We start from the raw sequence: 13,579 nt of genomic DNA on the forward strand, positions 1-13,579 counted from the left end.
CTCTTGTGTAGCCCGGGTGCAACCCGAGATGGCGGAGAGCACAAAGCAGAACGCCACCCGGAGGGTGGCGTTCGGTGGGGCGGTTTCCCGGGGTTGCACCCGGGCTACGCTCGCTGCCTATTTGCAAGCAGAAGGCAAATAAGCGTCCGGGACCGGATTTGTGGCTCCGCCTGCACATGCCCAGGTGATAGAGCCGTTAGTGATCGTTGGCGACATCCGAATCGTCTTTGCAGCAATATTGGAGTTAACACCGTCGGTAGCAGCCTTAAATGTGGCCGTCATTACACCTTCGTCCACAGCTACTTGACTGACGTATTTGCCGGTTACTGCTGCTGCGGCTGGTACTTCCCCAGTTCCGCTGTCGATACCCGTAACGGCGCCGCTGCTGGTGATGTCCTGAGTAACCGACGCCTTCAGTCCGTCCATTAACGTGAGAGCTTCTGCAGCCTGCGCTTTGGCCACGTAACTCGCATACGCCGGAATCGCAATCGCGGCCAGGATGCCGATGATCGCCACGACGATCATCAGTTCGATCAGGGTGAAGCCTTGCTGCTTGTTCATTTCAAACTCTCCGGTGTGTGCCGATAAGTCGTTTCGGGATCTGACATTGGGGGACTGATCCCGCCGGAATTCATCTGGCAACCCGGGTGCCAGCTCGAGAAATTTTTGCATTTCCATGAAAAACAAAGATTTGCATCGCGCCCCGAAGCGGGCAGCGCGGTCGGAACTGACACTTTTTGTCAGCTCCTGACAAAACCGGACAACAAATCGCCAGCTCAACTTGCAAATAGGCCCGTCATAACGGGGCTCCCGCACCGGCCTGGGCTAAACTTCGCGCTTTCCCGCAACACGAATTCAAAAAACCCATGCAGGAGCAATACAGCCCCGCCGACCTCGAAGCGCAGGCGCAGGCTTTCTGGGAGCGCGAGCAGTCGTTCAAGGCGGTGGAAGACCCCAGCCGCGAGAAGTACTACTGCCTGTCGATGTTCCCGTATCCGAGCGGCAAGCTGCACATGGGTCATGTGCGCAATTACACGATCGGCGATGTCATCAGCCGCTATCAGCGCATGCTCGGCAAGAGCGTGCTGCAGCCGATGGGCTTCGACGCCTTCGGCCTGCCGGCCGAGAACGCGGCCATCGCCAACCACACGCAGCCGGCGAAGTGGACCTACGCCAACATGGAATACATGGTGGCCCAGCTCAAGCGGCTCGGCTTCGCCTACGACTGGTCGCGCCGGCTCGATACTTGCCGGCCCAACTACTACCGCTGGGAACAGCTGCTGTTCACCCGGCTCATGAAGAAGGGCCTGGTCTATCGCAAGGACTCGGTGGTGAACTGGGACCCGATCGACCAGACCGTGCTCGCCAACGAGCAGGTCATCGATGGCCGCGGCTGGCGCTCGGGCGCGGTGGTCGAGCGGCGCTCGATTCCGCAGTGGTTCCTCAAGATCACCGCGTATGCGCAGGAGCTGCTCGACGATCTCGACGCGCTGCCGGGCTGGCCCGAGCCGGTCAAGACCATGCAGCGCAACTGGATCGGCCGCTCCGAGGGCCTGGAACTCCAATTCCAGATCGAAGGCGAGGACCAGCCGCTGACGGTCTACACGACGCGCCCGGACACGCTGATGGGCGTGACGTACTTGGCCGTGGCGGCCGAGCATCCACTAGCCAAGAAGGCCGGTGCGGGCAATGCCGAACTCGCGGCGTTTCTGGCCGAAGCCTCGCGCAGCGGCGTCGCCGAGGCCGAACTCGAGACGCAGGAAAAGCGCGGCATGCCGCTGGGCATCGACGCGATCCACCCGATCAGCGGCGAGCGCGTGCCGGTCTGGGCCGCCAACTTCGTGCTGATGGGCTATGGCACCGGCGCGGTCATGGCGGTGCCGGCGCACGACGAGCGCGATCATGAATTCGCGACCAAGTACGGCCTGCCGATCAAGCGCGTCATCCGCAGCGCCAAGGAAGCCGAGCTCGAAGCGCGGCTGGCGACGCTCGGCTCGCTGTCCGACGAGGACGATCCGGTGGAAGGCTCGGTCAAGGAGCCGCTGCTGCGCGAACTGCAGGCGATCCGCGCCGAGTGCTCGGCCGAACATGGCATCTGCATCAACTCGGGCGAATACGACGGCCTTGATTTCAAGCAGGCTTTCGATGCGATCGCCGACCGCTTCGAGAAGGCCGGCACCGGCTCGCGCCGAGTGAACTTCCGCCTGCGCGACTGGGGCGTTTCGCGCCAGCGCTACTGGGGCTGCCCGATTCCGGTCATCTATTGCGAGAAGTGCGATGCGCAGCCGGTGCCCGAGGACCAGCTGCCCGTGGTGCTGCCCGAAGACGTCGAATTCACCGGCGTGCAATCGCCGATCAAGGCCGATCCGAACTGGGCCAGGACCACGTGCCCGAACTGCGGTGGCGCCGCGACGCGCGAGACCGACACCTTCGATACCTTCTTCGAATCGAGCTGGTACTTCGCGCGCTACGCCTGCCCGGACAACGACACCCGGATGCTCGACGAGCGCGCCGACTACTGGCTGCCGGTCGACCAGTACATCGGCGGCATCGAGCACGCGATCCTGCATCTGCTGTACTCGCGCTTCTTCCACAAGCTTATGCGCGACGAAGGCATGGTCAAGAGCGACGAGCCGTTCATGCAACTGCTCACGCAGGGCATGGTGATCAAGGAGACCTACTTCCGCGAAAACGCGGAAGGCAAGAAGACCTGGATCAATCCGTCCGACGTCGTGCTCGAGCGCGATGCCAAGGGCCAGCCGATCGCGGCCCGGCACGCGGTCGATGGAGAACCCGTGACCATCGGTGGCATCGAGAAGATGTCCAAGAGCAAGAACAACGGCGTCGATCCGCAGGCCATGATCGATGCCTACGGCGCCGACACCGTGCGCCTGTATTCGATGTTCGCCGCGCCGCCGGACGCCTCGCTGGACTGGAAGGAAGACGGCGTCGAAGGCATGGCGCGCTTCCTGCGGCGTCTGTGGCGCGCGGTGCACCAGCACGTGCAGCTCGGCGCCGCGCCGGCACTCGACAAGAGCGCGCTGAGCGATGCGCAGAAAGACCTGCGTCGCGCGCTGCACGAAACCATCGCCAAGGTCGGCGACGATTTCGGCCGCCGCCGCACCTTCAACACCGCGATCGCCGCGATCATGGAGCTGCTCAACACCGTGAGCCGCTACAACGACGACGGCGCGCAATCGCGCGCGGTGCTGCAGGAAGTCTGGGAGAGCATCACGCTGATGCTGAGCCCGGTCGTCCCGCACGTGGCGCATGCGCTGTGGGTCGAGCTGCGCGGCAGCGAGGGCATTCTCGATCAGCGCTGGCCCGTTGCGGACAGCGAAGCCATGGTCCGCGATCAGATCACGCTCGTCGTACAGGTCAACGGCAAGCTGCGCGGCAAGATCGACGTCGCCGCCGATGCGGGCAAGGACGCGATCATCGCGGCCGCGCTGGCCGACGAGGCGGTGCAGCGCTTCATCGCCGGGGCGCCTGTGAAGAAGCAGATCGTGGTGACCGGCAAACTCGTCAACCTGGTGATCTGAGTGAACGCATCCGGCAGCCGCGCTGCGCGCATCGTGTCGAAATGGCGCTGGATCGCGGCGAGCGCGCTGCTGGTTCTGGTCGCGGGCTGCGGCTTTCATCCCGCGGGCTCGCGACCGCTGCCGGTGGCCCTGCAGAAGGTCTATATCGAGGTGGTCGCTCCGTATCGCGTGTCGGAACCGCCGCTCGAGACTTCGCTGCGCACGCGGCTGCTGCGCCAGGGCGCCGAAGTCACCAAGGAGGCGGCGAGCGCTCATGCCACCATCAAGCTCAGCAATCTCAAGGAAGGCCGCCAGGTGCTTTCGGTGGGGCCGGACGGCAAGGCGCTGGAGTTCCTGCTCGTCACGACGGTGGACTACGAGGTGCACACCGCGACGCAGGTGCTGGTGCCGCCCGGCAGCCTGCGCATGACGCGCGATTACTCGTTCAACGAAGGGCAGATTCTCGCCAAGGAAGCCGAAGAAGATCGCCTGCGCGAGTTTATCCAGGACGCCTTGGCCGAGCTTTTGCTGCTCAAAGTGGAAACCCTGCTTTCGCGGCAGGAAACCGTGGTGCCGCAGGAGCCGGCGCGGGTCGTTCCGTCGCCCGCGCCCGCCGATCCGGTGCAGGCCACTCCTGCCTCGGAGCCGCCGGCTCTCTAGGGCTGCGCGGCGTTCCGGTCGATTCGTTCCTAGCGATCGGTTTCAATTCGTATTCGCCAACGACAAAGGAAAATGTTCGATGCAAGGGAATGCATGGCTGCTGCTTCCGTATCTGTTCGCCGCGCCGGCTGTCGCAAGCGCAGCACCCTGGTGGGGCGAAGCTTCGCTCGGCGTGCTGAGCACTTCGGGCAATAGCGAGACGCGCTCGATCAACGGCAAGTTCGCGCTCAATTATCAGCAGGACGCCTGGCGCAACGTGCTGACCGCGCAGGCGATCAATACGGCGGATAGCGGCGAGACTTCGGGCGAGCGGTATCTGGTCACCGACAAGGTCGACTACACGTTCTCCGGGCAGACCTATGCTTTTCTGGCCGGCGAATTCGAAAAGGATCTGTTCGGCGGTATTCGCGAGCGCACCTCGCAGACGACCGGTCTGGGTCGCCACTTCCTGACCGGGCCGCGTCATCTGCTCGACATCGAACTCGGCGCCGGTGCGCGCCAGCAGCAAGCGCAGGAATCGCGCGAGAAGGACTCGGATTTGATCGGTCGCTTCGGGCTCGATTACCAGTGGAAGCTGTCGGATACCAGCGGCATTCGCCAGCGCGTCAAAGTGGAAAGCGGCGCGTCGAACACCTTCACGGAATCGGTGTCGGAGCTCAAGCTCTACGTGATCGGCAACCTGTTCGCCTCGCTGATCTTCACGGTGCAGAACAACAGCGAAGTCGACCCCGGCGTGAAGCACACCGATTCGTCCACGGCGGTGAATTTCAGCTATGCGTTCGGCGCCAAGCCGGGCTGAGCCGCGTCGCATCTGATCAGGAGAAGCAAGTGAGTTCCGATGCTCGTCCGTTCTATCGCCACCACGTGTTCTTCTGCACCAACGTGCGCAAGCCCGGTGAGCGTCGCTCCTGCGGGCTGCACGGTGCGGTCGAGGCGCGCGATCACGCGAAGAAGCGCATCAAGGAACTCCAGCTCGCAAGACCGGGCTCGGTGCGCATCAACAACGCCGGTTGCATGGAGCGCTGCGAACTCGGGCCCTGCATGGTCATTTATCCGCAAGGCATCTGGTATGGCTACGAGAACGAAGCGGATGTCGACGAGATCATCGACACGCACATCGTCGGCGGCCGGATCGTCGATCGCCTGAAGCTCAAGTGAGGCTTGCATGATCCGCACGGTTCTTCGCATGGGAGACGCGCGCTTGTTGCGCGTCTCGCGTCCCGTCGAGCGATTCGGAACGCCGCAATTGCGCGAGCTCGTCGCCGACATGTTCGACACCATGCGGGCGCTCAACGGTGCCGGACTCGCCGCGCCGCAGATCGGAGTCGACTTGCGCGTGGTGATCTTCGGCTTCACATCGAGCCCGCGTTATCCGGATGCGCAGGCGGTGCCGGAAACCATCCTGATCAATCCCGTGCTCACGCCCTTGAGCGACGAGCAGGAAGACGGTTGGGAAGGCTGTCTGTCGGTGCCCGGATTGCGCGGTGTGGTGCCGCGCTATCAGCGCTTGCGCTATACCGGCTTCGATCTCGACGGTGGTGTGATCGATCGCAGCGTCGATGGTTTTCACGCTCGCGTCGTGCAGCACGAATGCGATCATCTCGACGGCATTCTGTATCCGATGCGCGTGCGTGATTTCACGCGCTTCGGCTTCAACGAAGAGCTGTTTCCGGGTCAGCAGATCAGCGACGATTAAGACGACACCGGGCGATTCGTCGCATCGCGATGAACTGCCGATGCGAGCGAGCGACTAAAGAATCGGCGCGCGAATGCGCAGCACTTCGCTGGGATCGGGAATCGCTACTTCGGCCGCGACCGCTCCGCCTGCGGGAATCGTCGGTTCGTCGAGCAGCGTCGATTCGGCCTGCGCCGATTGCAGCGGCGGCGAAGTGGATTCGCTGAGCCAGACCAGCATGTCGTAATACGTGCGTACGTTGCTGACGAATTCCATCGCCTGGCGTCCACGCGCATAACCATGCTCGGTCTGGCGATACCAGCGCGGCTGCGTCAGCAGCGGCAGGTTGTTGCGCACGTCGAGCCAACGGTTCGGATCGCCACCGAGTTTTTGCGTGAGCTTGCGCGCGTCGTTCAGATGCGCGGTGCCCATGTTGTACGCCGACAGCGCGAGCCAGGTGCGATCGGGTTCGCCGATGTCTTCGGGCAGCTGGTTGAGAATGCCGCGAATGTAGCGCGCGCCACCCGAAATGCTTTGCAGCGGATCTTCGCGATCGTCCACTTTCAGATGCAGCGCGGTCTGCATGGTGAGCTGCATGATGCCGCGCACGCCGGTCGGGCTCACGGCCGCCGAATCCCAATGCGATTCCTGATACGCGATCGCCGCGAGCAGGCGCCAGTCGAGCTTGGATTTGCGAGCCGCGGCCTCGAACGACTTGCGATACGCCGGCAGGCGCGTCTGCATATGCGTCGCGAGCGCGACCGCGCCGACGTGATCGACGGCCTCGATATGCCCGAAGTGCCGATCCTGCAGGCGCGCGAGTTCGAGCTTGCCGGCGCCGGTGATGTAGTCCGCGGCCGCCTGGGTCAGGCTGTTGTCGTGCGATTTCGGAAACGCCCAGGCCAGCGGCTGCGATTCCGCACCCGCGAAGGCGACGCGCAACTTGGGGTAGTAGCGCTGGTTGATCGACACGAGGTCCGAATTGACCAGCGTGTAGTCGAGATTGCCGTCGGCCACCTGCTCGAGCAGGTCTTCGGCGTCGCCTTCCTCGACTTCCTCCCACTTGAGGCCGCTGTATTGCTTGCGCCGGGTCGCCAGCAGCTCGGTCTGCGCGCTGCGGCTCGGCACGGCCAGGCGGCCGCCGTCGAGCTCTTCCCAGGATTTCGGACGCTTCTGGCCCATGCGGTAGACCAGTTGAGGCACTACGCTGCGCACGGGCGGCGAGAAACTCACCATGGCCTCGCGCTGAGGCGTAACGGCAAGCCCGGCGGCGGCCATGTCCACCTTGCCCAGGCGCGCGAGCTCGAGCGCATCGGGAGCGGACGCGACCACTTCGATCCGCAATTCGACACCGAGTTGCTTGGCGAAACCGCTCGCGAGGTCATAGTCGAAGCCGGTGGCTCCGTCGGGACCGACGAAATAGCTCGTCGGACTGTTGACCGTCGCCACGCGCAGCACGCCGGTCATGCGCACTTTTTCCAGTGCGGTGACCGAGGGAGTGCAGGTCGTCAGGGAACAGGCCGCGGCGACGCTGAACAGCGCGGCCATCGTCCAACTTCCCTTTTTTCGCAAGGCAGTAGGCTTCACTGCATCAATCATCTACAATGCGCGCCTCATCGCGGGGCCGCGTACCCTAACACATGCTTCGAGTCGCCCAACAAGCGCTCGGATCAGGGCCAGGGACACTGAATGGCCGGAGCGCGTTAGGCAGGGAACGGCGGCTTGAGTTCATTCGCAGTTCACTAGGGCTAGCCCGTACGGGAGCTTAATCACTGCTAAAACAAGCGCTTGCTGCGACGATGGTTGTATTTGCGGAGAGGTACCGAAGCGGTCATAACGGCGCCGACTCGAAATCGGATGGTGGGTGAAAGCCCGCACAGGAGTTCGAATCTCCTCCTCTCCGCCACTTATTCAACGAAGCCCGAAACCCGGTAATTCGCGCTTCGGATGGGCAAAAAGAAACCCCGCAGGGTCACCCATGCGGGGTTTTTCGTTACTGCAGCCGGCTCAGTGGTACGAGCTGACCAGATCGACCTCGTTCTTCGAGCCCATGATCACCGGCACACGCTGGTGCAGCTTGCTCGGCGTGATGTCGAGGATGCGTTCGCGGCCCGTGGTCGCGGCGCCGCCAGCCTGCTCGATGATGAAGCTCATCGGGTTGGCCTCGTACATCAGGCGCAGCTTGCCGCCCTGGTCCTTGGTCTTGGAGTCGAGCGGATACATGAAGACGCCGCCGCGCGTGATGATGCGGTGCACGTCGGCCACCATCGAGGCGACCCAGCGCATGTTGAAGTCCTTGCCGCGCGGGCCGTCCTTGCCGGCGACGCATTCGTCGATGTAGCGCTTGACCGGCGCTTCCCAGAAGCGCTCGTTCGACATGTTGATCGAGAACTCCTTGGTATCGGCCGGAATCTTCATGTCGCGCTGGGTCAGCACGAAGCTGCCGAGCTCGCGATCGAGCGTGAACTGATGCACGCCGTTGCCGATCGTCAGCACGAGCGTGGTGCTCGGGCCGTAGACGCAGTAGCCGGCCGCGACCTGTTGCGTGCCGGGCTGCAGGAAATCGTCTTCGCTCGAGGCGCTGCCGCCTTCGGGCTTGCGCAGCACCGAGAAGATGGTGCCGACCGAGACATTGACGTCGATGTTCGACGAGCCATCGAGCGGATCGAACAGCAGCAGGTAGCCGCCCTTCGGGTACTGCTCCGGAATCGGGTGCGGGTGATCCATTTCCTCGGAGGCGAGCGCGGCGAGGTGGCCGCCCCATTCGTTGGCTTCGAGCAGGATGTCGTTGGAGATGACGTCGAGCTTCTTCTGCGCCTCGCCCTGGATATTGCCGGTGCCCGCATCGCCGAGCACGCCGCCGAGCGCGCCCTTGCCCACCGCGATGGAGATGCGCTTGCAGGCGCGCGTGACGACCTCGAGCAGCAGGCGCAGATCGGGCGTGATCTTGCCCATGGCGCGTTGTTCTTCGATCAGGAATTGGGTCAGGAATATGGGCTTCATGGGCGGCGGGCGGTCGTTCTGGTGGAATCCATCGTAGTTTAAGCGCAGTTAGGCGCCGGCAATTCAACGGGTGTTCAAAACTTGGCGGGCGTTGGTAGACTCCGGCCACTATGACAAGGACGTTAGTGGTGTTGAGCCTCGCGCTCGCCTCCGCGCCTGCATTTGCGCAGGAAGGGGGACGCAATCAATACATTTCCGATGATATCAGCGTCACCTTGCGCGATGCCCCGCGCAACGACGCCGCGTCGGTCGGCGCGGTCAACAGCGGCGACAAGGTGACGGTGCTGCAGACGCTCGGTGCCCAGAGCTTCGCGCAGGTGAAGACGGCCGATGGCCGCACCGGCTGGCTGACGGCGCGTTACATTTCCGCGGAACCGGCGGCCAAGACGCGGCTCAAGGAACTGCAATCGCAGCTCGCGGAGGCGCAGTCGCGCATCAAGGCGCTCGATGCGGAACTCGCCGACGCCAAGGCGCTGCTCGAGAAAGCCAAGCCGGCATTCGAGCTCTCGGGAGAAAACGAACGCCTGCAGCAGGCGCTCGAATCGGCCGAACAGCAGAGCCAGATCGCGGCGTCGCGCTATGACACCGAGCGTGCGCGTCGACGCACGCTGGTCACCGGCGCCTCGCTCGTCGGCGGCGGCATTCTGGTCGGTTTGATCCTGCCCTGGCTCGGGGCTGGCAGGCGCCGTCGGCGCAGCGATTTCTAGTCGTCTCAAAGCCCGGCGCTTCACTTGCGAAGCGCCGTCGTATGTTCGAGCGACGTTCTGCAAGGGTTCAGAAAGAACCCAGAAAATCCTGCTTGCCCAATTCCACGCCGTTGTGGCGCAGGATGTTGTACGTCGTGGTGCAATGAAAAAAGACATTCGGCAAGACGAAATCGAGGAGATAAGCCTGCCCTTTGAAATGCCGGTCACCACGCGGCGACTTGAGCACGATGTCGCGCAGCTCGGCGCCTTCGAACTGGCTCGGCTCGAATCGACGGATCAAGGCGATGGTCTTCTCCACGCGCGCGACGAGTTCGGCGAAGCTCTGCTCGGTGTCCTCGAATCGCTCAGGCTCGATGCCGGCCAGGCGGGCGACCGCGCCCTTGGCCATGTCGGTCGCGATGTGCACCTGGCGCGTCAGCGGAAGCATGTCCGGAAACAGCCGGGAGCCCGTCAGTACGAGCCCGTCGAGCTTGCGAGCCTCGGCGTGCGCGGCTCCCTTGTTCAGCACGGCGATGAGGTTTTCGAGCGCGCGCGTGAGCGTCGGCACGCAGGCGTCATACAGGGTCAGGCTCATGCTAGGTTCCCCTCAGGTTCGGGCGCGCGCCAATGCAGCGCGCGCTGATGATGATCGACACAAATTACAACGAAGGATGAAACTCATGAATCGTACTCTCGGCAGCTGGTCGCTCGCAGCGGCGGCGGTGTTTGGGTCCTTTGCGGCCCAGGCTCAGGATGAATCCGATGCCCCGGCCAGCAAGGGCCGGCATCTGGTGCAGATCGGCGTGTTCCATGTCGATACGCTGGACAGCAGCACGCCGCTGCGCAGCCACATCCAGCCCGGCGCACTCGCCGCGCTCGGCGTGCAGAGCGACTTCACGTCCGACACCACCAACAAGGTCGGCTCGTCGAATACGCTCGCGCTGATCTACTCGTACTTCCTTACCGACAATCTCGCGATCAAGTTCGAAGGCGGCATTCCGGCGGAATTCAAGCTCTATGGCAGCGGCGTGGTGCAGCCGACCGGGCCGCTCGGATCGGCGGTGGCCGTCGACCTGGGCTCGCCGGACTTCAATCCGCTCGCCAAGGTCACGCAGTGGAGCCCCGCGATCCTGCTGCAGTACTACTTCCGCGATGCGCAGGAAAAGATTCGCCCGTATGTCGGCGTCGGCGCTACCTACACCTGGTTCACCGACATCAAGGCCGACGAAGACTTCAAGAACGCGTTGAATACGCGCTTCGGCGCCACGCTCGCGGCCGGCAACGGCAAGCTCGGGCAGTCGACCACGGTCGATGCCGCGGCCGCGGACGATCTCGCGCCGATCTTCAACATGGGCGTGTCTGCGGAGTTGTCGGATCGCTGGAGCCTGTCGGGCTCGGTGTCGTACACGCTGCTGAAGACCACGGCCAACATCACCATCGACGCCGAAGACGGCACGCGCCTGGCGACCAGCCGTACCAAGCTCGATCTGAATCCGCTGGTCGTCGCCTTCGTGCTCGGCTACCGCTTCGATCTCTGATCGTTAACGGTCGAGCCGCTCGAGCAGGGCCTGCAGCGTTTCGCCGCAGCCCTGCTCGATCTTCAATGCCAGCAAATCGTCGGCGCGAGTGCGGCCGAGATTGATCGCCGCGATCGGCTTGCGCTGCTTCTCCGCCGCCAGTGCGAAGCGATACCCCGAGAACACCATCAGCGAGGAGCCGACGACGAGCATCGCATCGGCCTCGCCCAGTGCATCCATTGCCTCGTCGACGCGCGCGGCCGGAACGTTCTCGCCGAAGAACACCACGTCGGGCTTGAGCATGCCGCCGCAGACCGCGCAGTCGGGCACCTGGAACGACGAGAAATCCACCGCATCGAGATCGGCATCGCCGTCGGGCGCGGTGCTCGCGCTCAAATCGGCCCATTGCGGATTCAGCGCGCCGAGTCGCGCCTGAAACGCGGAGCGTGCGGTGAGGTCCGCGCAGCCCAGGCAGACGATGCGATCGAGCCGCCCATGCAGGTCGATCACATGGCGGCTGCCGGCCGCCTGATGCAGGCCGTCGACGTTCTGCGTGAGCAGTGTCTCGCAGCGACCGCGCGCTTCGAGCGCGGCCAACGCAAGGTGCGCCCGGTTCGGTTTGGCGGCGGCGATCACCGGCCAGCCGATCAGGCTGCGCGCCCAATAGCGCGAGCGTGTCGCCGGATCCTGCGTGAAGGCCTGGTAGGTCACGGGCTGGCGACGCTTCCAGGCGCCGTCGGTGTCGCGGTAGTCCGGAATGCCCGACTCGGTGCTGCAGCCGGCACCGCCGAGCACGAACAGACGCGGATGGCGCTCGACGAATTCGGCGAGCTGCGCAGCGGCTTCGACGGCAGAAGGTGTAGGGTAGGGCGCCTCGATCATTGCGGGAGCATAGCCGGATCATGTCGGAGCCTTCACACGACGCGCGCCTCATGGAGCTCGAAACCAAGCTCGCCTATCAGGAGACGACGCTCGAGACCTTGAACCAGGAGCTCATTCGACAGCAGCAGCTCATCGAGCAGTTGCAGCGCGCCGTGCGTGCGCTCGCCGAGCGCCTGCCGGCGCCGACGCCCGAAGGCGCAGCCCGCGGCTCTTTGGAAGACGAAATTCCGCCCCATTATTGAGGCAGCGCCCCGAACCACTTCCAGGACCCAGTCATGAGCTTCTTCAACAGCAGCCTGCGCATCAGCCCGAAGGATTTCCCGGTCGCCGACCTCGACGAGCCCTTGGCCTCGGCGCCGGGCCGCAAGCTCGCGGTGCTCGCGGGCGGCTGCTTCTGGTGCGTCGAGGCGGTGTATCGCGAAATCGCCGGCGTGCTCAACGTGGTCAACGGCTATTCGGGCGGAACCGCCGAAACCGCCGATTACAAGGCCGTCTGCACGGGGCGCACCGACCACGCCGAAGTGGTGCAGATCGAATACGACCCGTCGCAGACCAGCTTCGGCGCCCTGCTGCGCATCTTCTTTGCGGTGGCGCACGATCCGACGCAGCTCAATCGCCAGGGCAACGACATCGGCACGCAGTACCGCTCGGCGATCTTCTACGCCGACGAGGAGCAGAAGCGCATCGCCGAGGCCTACATCCGCCAGCTCGATGCGGCAAAGGTCTATTCGGCACCGATCGTGACAAAGCTCGACAAGCTCGAAGATTTCTTCGAAGCCGAGGCCTATCACCAGAACTACGCGGCACTGCATCCTCACGAGGGCTATATCGCCGGCGTGGCGCTGCCGAAGGTCGACAAGCTGCGTCGTTATTTCGGCGAAGAACTCAAAAGCTGATCGCCAACAAAAAGCCCGCTTCGAGCGGGCTTTTTGTTGCTCAGGGTGTCGTCGCTCAGTGCAGAACTTCGATCACGAGCCGGTGGTACTTCTGCGCGAGACGGAACGGACGCTGGCGAACAATCTTCATGAGCGCCTCGGTCTGTTCGTCTCCCTCGGCCTTCACGAGCAGGAAGTGGCAGCCTTCCTTGGCCAGCTTGTTGTGCAACTCGACCATCTTGAGCGACGAGCCCGTCGCGGCGATCGGGCTCGCCGAATCGAGGCCTTTCTGCGAGGCGGATTCCATCTCTCGATCATCGATGGCCTTGAGTTCCTCGAAGCCTGCGTCCTGCAGCGCTTGCTGGGTATCGCTCGCCTGCTGCTCCTGCTCGAAGGCCAGCAGGACGTGATGCTTCGGAAAGAAGTTGCCGAAATCCGAGCCACTCTCCTGCAGATCGTGCAAGCTTTTCTCGGTGGGTTCCTGCTTGCTTTTGTCCGAAGCCTGAATCGTGGTGTCGGGTCTCATGACATCCTCCTTGACGTCCCTGGAATTGGCGGTTTTCAGCATGCGCCCGTGAACTGACGAGTCCATTAACTGTTCCGCAGATGGCTCTGTTCACGCGGCTCGCGGGCGAATCGCATCGTTGGCCCGCCGTGCGAGTTCAGAGCGGCTTCAGTGCGGTGTGAGCATGCTGCGGCTTCGATGATTTCGAGCGCTTCCGTGTATGCGGGATCGCGACCCAACAAAGATCCAGTGGAG

At 63.7% G+C, this 13,579-nt stretch carries 15 protein-coding genes and 1 tRNA gene; 10 read left to right on the top strand and 6 right to left on the bottom strand.

Annotation, left to right across the window (positions count from 1 at the left end; all coding sequences use genetic code 11):
• Positions 1 to 117 precede the first annotated feature (117 nt).
• Positions 118 to 561 carry a pilin gene (locus AC3WUM_RS00415; RefSeq protein WP_492408092.1) on the bottom strand — a complete coding sequence of 148 codons (444 nt, stop codon included), beginning with the start codon at positions 559 to 561 and terminating at the stop codon, positions 118 to 120.
• Between the two features lie 305 nt (positions 562 to 866).
• On the opposite strand from AC3WUM_RS00415, the gene leuS reads away from it, so the two are divergent.
• The 5 genes from leuS to def all read left to right on the top strand — a co-directional run bounded on the left by leuS (position 867) and on the right by def (position 5,877).
• Positions 867 to 3,542, top strand: coding sequence for a leucine--tRNA ligase (gene leuS / locus AC3WUM_RS00420; RefSeq protein ID WP_492408093.1), 2,676 nt, complete (start codon positions 867 to 869; stop codon positions 3,540 to 3,542).
• Positions 3,543 to 4,181 (top strand): LPS-assembly lipoprotein LptE, encoded by a 639-nt coding sequence (locus AC3WUM_RS00425; RefSeq protein ID WP_411887106.1) that lies wholly within the window; start codon positions 3,543 to 3,545, stop codon positions 4,179 to 4,181.
• Positions 4,182 to 4,260: 79 nt separating this feature from the next.
• The gene (locus AC3WUM_RS00430; protein WP_341917545.1) at positions 4,261 to 4,980 is read left to right on the top strand and encodes a DUF481 domain-containing protein; all 720 of its coding nucleotides are present in this window, start codon (positions 4,261 to 4,263) and stop codon (positions 4,978 to 4,980) included.
• A 29-nt stretch (positions 4,981 to 5,009) separates the two neighbouring features.
• Positions 5,010 to 5,339: a (2Fe-2S) ferredoxin domain-containing protein gene (locus AC3WUM_RS00435; protein WP_341917543.1), complete on the top strand. Its 330-nt coding sequence runs from the start codon at positions 5,010 to 5,012 to the stop codon at positions 5,337 to 5,339.
• Positions 5,340 to 5,346: 7 nt separating this feature from the next.
• Positions 5,347 to 5,877: a peptide deformylase gene (def, locus tag AC3WUM_RS00440; RefSeq protein ID WP_492408094.1), complete on the top strand. Its 531-nt coding sequence runs from the start codon at positions 5,347 to 5,349 to the stop codon at positions 5,875 to 5,877.
• 54 nt (positions 5,878 to 5,931) lie between these two features.
• Here def and mltF read toward each other — a convergent pair whose 3' ends face one another.
• On the bottom strand, positions 5,932 to 7,404 hold the full coding sequence (gene mltF / locus AC3WUM_RS00445) for a membrane-bound lytic murein transglycosylase MltF (RefSeq protein ID WP_492408095.1): 1,473 nt from the start codon (positions 7,402 to 7,404) through the stop codon (positions 5,932 to 5,934).
• Between the two features lie 265 nt (positions 7,405 to 7,669).
• Here mltF and AC3WUM_RS00450 point away from each other — a divergent pair.
• A tRNA-Ser gene (locus AC3WUM_RS00450) sits at positions 7,670 to 7,762 on the top strand.
• A gap of 101 nt (positions 7,763 to 7,863) precedes the next feature.
• Here the strand turns inward: AC3WUM_RS00450 and AC3WUM_RS00455 are convergent.
• Entirely contained in the window at positions 7,864 to 8,859 is a 996-nt protein-coding gene (locus AC3WUM_RS00455; protein WP_492408096.1) for a class 1 fructose-bisphosphatase, read from the bottom strand.
• Between the two features lie 128 nt (positions 8,860 to 8,987).
• On the opposite strand from AC3WUM_RS00455, the gene AC3WUM_RS00460 reads away from it, so the two are divergent.
• The gene (locus AC3WUM_RS00460) at positions 8,988 to 9,566 is read left to right on the top strand and encodes a TIGR04211 family SH3 domain-containing protein (RefSeq protein WP_492408097.1); all 579 of its coding nucleotides are present in this window, start codon (positions 8,988 to 8,990) and stop codon (positions 9,564 to 9,566) included.
• A gap of 67 nt (positions 9,567 to 9,633) precedes the next feature.
• Here the strand turns inward: AC3WUM_RS00460 and AC3WUM_RS00465 are convergent, their stop codons facing one another.
• Positions 9,634 to 10,140: a DUF1993 domain-containing protein gene (locus AC3WUM_RS00465; protein ID WP_492408098.1), complete on the bottom strand. Its 507-nt coding sequence runs from the start codon at positions 10,138 to 10,140 to the stop codon at positions 9,634 to 9,636.
• An 85-nt stretch (positions 10,141 to 10,225) separates the two neighbouring features.
• Here AC3WUM_RS00465 and AC3WUM_RS00470 point away from each other — a divergent pair, with 85 nt between their 5' ends.
• The gene (locus AC3WUM_RS00470) at positions 10,226 to 11,083 is read left to right on the top strand and encodes an OmpW/AlkL family protein (protein ID WP_492408099.1); all 858 of its coding nucleotides are present in this window, start codon (positions 10,226 to 10,228) and stop codon (positions 11,081 to 11,083) included.
• 3 nt (positions 11,084 to 11,086) lie between these two features.
• Here the strand turns inward: AC3WUM_RS00470 and AC3WUM_RS00475 are convergent, their stop codons facing one another.
• Positions 11,087 to 11,944 (bottom strand): NAD-dependent protein deacetylase, encoded by an 858-nt coding sequence (locus AC3WUM_RS00475; RefSeq protein ID WP_492408100.1) that lies wholly within the window; start codon positions 11,942 to 11,944, stop codon positions 11,087 to 11,089.
• 20 nt (positions 11,945 to 11,964) lie between these two features.
• Here AC3WUM_RS00475 and AC3WUM_RS00480 point away from each other — a divergent pair, with 20 nt between their 5' ends.
• Together AC3WUM_RS00480 and msrA are read left to right on the top strand one after the other, a co-directional pair.
• Entirely contained in the window at positions 11,965 to 12,186 is a 222-nt protein-coding gene (locus tag AC3WUM_RS00480) for a SlyX family protein (RefSeq protein WP_492408101.1), read from the top strand.
• Positions 12,187 to 12,219: 33 nt separating this feature from the next.
• The gene (msrA, locus tag AC3WUM_RS00485) at positions 12,220 to 12,840 is read left to right on the top strand and encodes a peptide-methionine (S)-S-oxide reductase MsrA (RefSeq protein ID WP_492408102.1); all 621 of its coding nucleotides are present in this window, start codon (positions 12,220 to 12,222) and stop codon (positions 12,838 to 12,840) included.
• Positions 12,841 to 12,895: 55 nt separating this feature from the next.
• On the opposite strand, the gene AC3WUM_RS00490 is transcribed toward msrA, so the two are convergent.
• The gene (locus AC3WUM_RS00490; protein WP_492408103.1) at positions 12,896 to 13,345 is read right to left on the bottom strand and encodes a hypothetical protein; all 450 of its coding nucleotides are present in this window, start codon (positions 13,343 to 13,345) and stop codon (positions 12,896 to 12,898) included.
• Positions 13,346 to 13,579: the final 234 nt, after the last annotated feature.

Source organism: Hydrocarboniphaga sp. FW305-C-57 (genome assembly GCF_058783045.1).

What these genes read in the sequence shown, in the direction of transcription:
- AC3WUM_RS00470 (WP_492408099.1), top strand. Translation starts at nt 10,226, where the DNA reads ATGAATCGTACTCTCGGCAGCTGGTCGCTCGCAGCGGCGGCGGTGTTT.
- AC3WUM_RS00430 (WP_341917545.1), top strand. Translation starts at nt 4,261, where the DNA reads ATGCAAGGGAATGCATGGCTGCTGCTTCCGTATCTGTTCGCCGCGCCG.
- mltF (WP_492408095.1), bottom strand. Translation starts at nt 7,404, where the DNA reads ATGGCCGCGCTGTTCAGCGTCGCCGCGGCCTGTTCCCTGACGACCTGC.
- def (WP_492408094.1), top strand. Translation starts at nt 5,347, where the DNA reads ATGATCCGCACGGTTCTTCGCATGGGAGACGCGCGCTTGTTGCGCGTC.
- leuS (WP_492408093.1), top strand. Translation starts at nt 867, where the DNA reads ATGCAGGAGCAATACAGCCCCGCCGACCTCGAAGCGCAGGCGCAGGCT.
- AC3WUM_RS00415 (WP_492408092.1), bottom strand. Translation starts at nt 561, where the DNA reads ATGAACAAGCAGCAAGGCTTCACCCTGATCGAACTGATGATCGTCGTG.
- AC3WUM_RS00475 (WP_492408100.1), bottom strand. Translation starts at nt 11,944, where the DNA reads ATGATCGAGGCGCCCTACCCTACACCTTCTGCCGTCGAAGCCGCTGCG.
- AC3WUM_RS00480 (WP_492408101.1), top strand. Translation starts at nt 11,965, where the DNA reads ATGTCGGAGCCTTCACACGACGCGCGCCTCATGGAGCTCGAAACCAAG.
- AC3WUM_RS00455 (WP_492408096.1), bottom strand. Translation starts at nt 8,859, where the DNA reads ATGAAGCCCATATTCCTGACCCAATTCCTGATCGAAGAACAACGCGCC.
- AC3WUM_RS00490 (WP_492408103.1), bottom strand. Translation starts at nt 13,345, where the DNA reads ATGAGACCCGACACCACGATTCAGGCTTCGGACAAAAGCAAGCAGGAA.
- AC3WUM_RS00465 (WP_492408098.1), bottom strand. Translation starts at nt 10,140, where the DNA reads ATGAGCCTGACCCTGTATGACGCCTGCGTGCCGACGCTCACGCGCGCG.
- msrA (WP_492408102.1), top strand. Translation starts at nt 12,220, where the DNA reads ATGAGCTTCTTCAACAGCAGCCTGCGCATCAGCCCGAAGGATTTCCCG.